Raw genomic sequence first — 3719 nt, 5'->3', positions numbered from 1 at the left:
GCGTCGCGAGCGGCGGCGGGGCCTGGTTGGCGCGGCGGGCGTGGCGGGGGATGTAGGAGAGGGCGCCGGCCGGGGTGGTGCCGGTGTCGGAGCGGTCGCGGGTGCGGTTGCGGCGGGCGCCGTAGGGGGCGACGACCGCGCGGTAGAACGGTTTGCGGATCACGGTGGGGACGAGGCGGTAGCCGCCGCGGACGACGACGTTGCGCCAGTACTGCGGCTGGGAGATGAAGCCCTCGCGGAGCATCTCGCGCTGCAGCCGCAGTTCGGAGCGCAGCAGCTCGGTGCCGCCGCGGCGCTCGTAGGCGCCCTCGCCGACGCGGTAGTAGACGAGCGGCTCGGCGACGTTCACCATCCGGGCGCCGTTCGCGATCATGCGGACGAACAGCCAGTAGTCCTCCATGAGGGGCAGGTCGCCGTAGCCGCCGGCGGCGACGACGGCGCTGCGCCGGTAGACGACCGTGGGGTGGTTGAACGGGTCGTGGAGCCGCGAGTAGCGGGCGATGTCGGCGGGGTCGCTCGGCGGGATGCGGCGGCCGACGACGTCGGTGATGTCGGTGCCGAACTCCAGCAGGCCGGCGCCGACGAGGTCGGCTCCGGCGCGCACGAGCGGCACCTGGGTCTGGAAGCGGTGCGGCATGGCGACGTCGTCGGCGTCCATGCGGGCGACGATGTCGTGCCAGGCGGCGTGCAGGCCGGCGTCCAGGGCGGGGCCGAGGCCGCGGTTGTGCTCCAGCGGGACGAACACCACCTTGACGGGGCTCCCGGCCATGAGTTCGCGCAGGCACGCCGACAGCTCGGGCGGGACGGGGCCGTCCTGGACGAGGACGACCTGGTCGGGCCGCAGGGTCTGCAGGTGCACGGCGCTCCGGAACGCGTCCCGGACATGTTCCGCCTGGTCGCCGCCATAGACGGTCATCAGCAGGGAGAAGGGTTCGGGCTGCATGCGTCCGTTCCGGGGGAGCTCGGGCGGCCGGTGGAGCCCAGTGCGGGGAGGCGGCTCGTCGGGCCAGGGTCGGAGGGATTCAACTAGGCCGTCCTACTAGGGACGCTTTGAGGCGGTTAATGGTTTGCGCGGGCCAAGATATCGCTGATGCGGCTCCACATCAGGTGTGGGCGCAGATGTCACGGTCCGCACGGATCTCGCCGGCCACCTTGGGCACGGCCGGGGCGAGCCCGCGCAGCCGCGCGCCGTCGTCGCCGATGAGGAGGTACACGTAGCCGGGCTTGGCGGATCGCCAGGGGCGCGGCGTGTGCCCGGGGACCGCGATCGCCACCCGCGCGGCCTGCCGTTCGGCGCCTTCGCCGTACAGGATCCGGGTGCGGGCGTACTTCTTCTTGCTGGTGCCGACCTTGACGACCTGGTAGCCGCGGTCGGCGAGCTGCTCGGCGGTCCGCTGGGCGAGGCCCTCGGTGGCGGACGCGTTGTAGACGCCGATCTTCACCTGCGCGGGAGGGACGGGCTGCACCTTGTTCTGCGCGGCCACCGGGGCGGGCGGCGGGGTCGGCTCCGGCTCGGGGAGCTTGTTGTCCTCCCGGACGGCCTGGAACAGCGGCTCCGCAAGCGCCTGATCGAACTGGACGCGGTTCTTGTCCTGCGGGTACGCCTGCACCGGCACGGTCACGAACCGGACCTTCCCGGCGCTCATGCCGCGCAGGCTCGCCGCGAGCTTCTGCATCACCGAGAGCGTGAGCCGGTCGTCGGCCTTGATGGACTTGGTGGCGGCGGAGAGGAAGGCGTAGGTCCGCCCGGGGTCGGTGAGCATGCCCTTGTCGGTCGCCTTCTTGACGACGGAGGCCATGAACGCCTGCTGCCGCTTGATCCGGTCGAGGTCGGAGCCGTCGCCGAGGACGTACCGGGTGCGGACGTAGCCGAGCGCCTGGTCGCCCTGGACGACCTGCTTGCCCGCCTTGAGGTGCAGTTCGGCCTTGGGGTCGTCGATGCGCTTCGGCACGCAGATCTCGACGCCGCCGAGCGCGTCCACGACCCGCTTGAACCCGGTGAAGTCGACCTCGACGTAGTGGTCGATGTGGATCTTGGTGAGCGACTCGATCGTGCGCCAGGTGCAGGCGGGGCCGCCGTTGGAGAACGCCGCGTTGATCATCCCGAACTGGTCCGGGACGACGGTGCCGTTCTTCTTCTTGCACGGCGGCATCCGCACCATGGAGTCGCGCGGGAAGCTGATCCCGATGGCGCTCTCCCCGCCGGGCGAGATGTGCAGCAGGATCGTGGTATCGGAGCGCTGCCCTGCCTCCTCGCCATAGCGGGCGTTCTCCCCGGCGCGGCTGTCGGACCCCATCAGCAGGATGTTCAGCGAGCCGTTCAGCTTGGGCGGGCGGTTCGCGCCGAGCCGATCGTCGACGTGCTCGCGGTCGATCTGGCCGTCCAGCCGCCGCCAGAAGCCGTAGGCGGTGAGGCTGCCGGCCACCAGGACGACCGACAGCGCGATCGACAGGCCGCCGAGCACGCGCCACAGACGCCCCCGCACCGGCGGCTCCGGTGGCGTCGGGGCGTTGTCCGCGTAGTAGACGCCGGAGGGCGCGGCGGCTCGCTGCATCCGTAACATTTCAGCACAGATTGGACATGCGTCACCGGCGTCACCGGAAACTGCGGGACCCGCACCGCCCGGGGTCCGGCGGGCGCCCGGCCGGCGGGTGCTCCCGGTGACTAGACTCCCGGACGAGATGAGCACCGTAGACGCGCTGACCGACCAAGCGATGGTCGTCCTCCAGGACCGGCCGGTCGTGCCGCTGAGCGCCTGGCTGAACAAGGCCCTGGCCGACTGCGCCGAGACCGGCCGCACGCTGCAGCTCGTCACGCCGCTGGAATCCCGGCTGACGCTGCCGCTGCGCACCGCCGCGTCCGGCGACGGCGCGCAGTGGATCGTGCGCAACGGCGACGGCTACTACGAGGGCCTGACCGGACGGCCGATGAGATGGGGCGGCGGGACGTTCGTGCCCGTCCCCGAGGCCCGCGACTACGCGCCCGGGTTCACCACCCGCCCGACCGCGCCGATCGGCGCGCAGCTCACCCTCGTCTACCGGATCCGGCACGCCGCCGAGGGCGACCTCGCCGGGACGATCGAGCGCCTGCTGCAGCTGCTCACCGGCAAGTACCCGGCCGGGCTCGGGCCCGCCGAGCCGCTGGAGCACCCGTGGCGGCGCGACCGGCTCACCGAGTACGTGCGCGGACGCTCCAGCGTGCGGCTCGTCGTCGGCGGCGACGGCCCCCGCCCCGCCCAGGCGATCTGCGACTACAGCTCCGGCGAGGGCGGCGCCGTGGCCGAGACCTCGGCCCAGGCGGCCGCGGTCGCCGACCGGATCGGCGCCGACTCGGTGGCGGTGCTGGCCTGCCCGGAGATGGACGGCACCGCGCTGCGCCGGCTGGCCTGGCAGATCGAGCGCGACGACGTCGAACTGGTGGTCGCGCCCGCGCTGATGGACGTGACCGGCCCCCGCATCTCGATCCGCCCGGTGGCGGGCCTCCCGCTGCTGCACGTGGAGCACCCCGAGCTGGACGGCGTCCGCAAGGTCCTCAAGGGGATGTTCGACCGGACGGCGGCGCTGGCCGGGCTGGTGCTGCTGAGCCCGCTGCTGGCGGTGGTCGCGCTCATGATCAAGGTGACCAGCGCGGGCCCGGTGATGTTCCGGCAGGTGCGGGTCGGGCGCGGTGGCCGCGAGTTCACGGTGTGGAAGTTCCGCACGATGGTCCGGGACGCGGA

At 72.6% G+C, this 3719-nt stretch carries 3 protein-coding genes; 1 reads left to right on the top strand and 2 read right to left on the bottom strand.

Going from position 1 to position 3719, the window contains the following annotated elements; genetic code table 11:
* Together ETD96_RS42495 and ETD96_RS42490 are read right to left on the bottom strand one after the other, a co-directional pair.
* Positions 1-943 (bottom strand): glycosyltransferase (locus ETD96_RS42495; RefSeq protein WP_138642137.1); only part of this gene is annotated, 943 nt, incomplete at its 3' end.
* A 160-nt stretch (positions 944-1103) separates the two neighbouring features.
* Positions 1104-2555: an LCP family glycopolymer transferase gene (locus tag ETD96_RS42490; RefSeq protein ID WP_138642136.1), complete on the bottom strand. Its 1452-nt coding sequence runs from the start codon at positions 2553-2555 to the stop codon at positions 1104-1106.
* A 127-nt stretch (positions 2556-2682) separates the two neighbouring features.
* Between ETD96_RS42490 and ETD96_RS47335 the strand changes: the two genes are divergently transcribed.
* The coding region (locus ETD96_RS47335) for a DUF6177 family protein (protein WP_240808623.1) at positions 2683-3719 on the top strand (1037 nt) is incomplete at its 3' end.

It is taken from the genome of Actinomadura geliboluensis (genome assembly GCF_005889745.1).
GTDB classification, from domain to species: domain Bacteria; phylum Actinomycetota; class Actinomycetes; order Streptosporangiales; family Streptosporangiaceae; genus Spirillospora; species Spirillospora geliboluensis.
This window is presented reverse-complemented; position numbering and strand designations above follow the sequence as displayed.